Here is a 276-nt window from a genome sequence, read left to right on the forward strand (position 1 = left end):
GAGGGAGTCAAAGTCCCTTGCCTTACCGCTTGGCTATACCCCAATAATATAAAATAGGCGAGTGATGGGGATCGAACCCACGCATGCCAGAGCCACAATCTGGTGTGTTAACCACTTCACCACACCCGCCATAATTTTAAAACACGGGCAGTAGGAATTGAACCCACACTGAAGGTTTTGGAGACCTTAGTTCTACCTTTAAACTATGCCCGTAGTTAAGGTTATGGAAGGGGAGGGATTCGAACCCCCGAACCCGAAGGAGCGGATTTACAGTCC

General features: G+C 48.9%; 2 tRNA genes. Both read right to left on the bottom strand.

Annotation, left to right across the window (positions count from 1 at the left end):
* Nucleotides 1-56: 56 nt before the first annotated feature.
* A tRNA-His gene (locus ADH31_RS01005) sits at nt 57-129 on the bottom strand.
* A gap of 13 nt (nt 130-142) precedes the next feature.
* Nucleotides 143-213, bottom strand: a tRNA-Trp gene (locus tag ADH31_RS01010).
* Nucleotides 214-276 lie beyond the last annotated feature (63 nt).

This window comes from Streptococcus pseudopneumoniae, from assembly GCF_001072375.1.
Classification (GTDB): domain Bacteria; phylum Bacillota; class Bacilli; order Lactobacillales; family Streptococcaceae; genus Streptococcus; species Streptococcus pseudopneumoniae_L.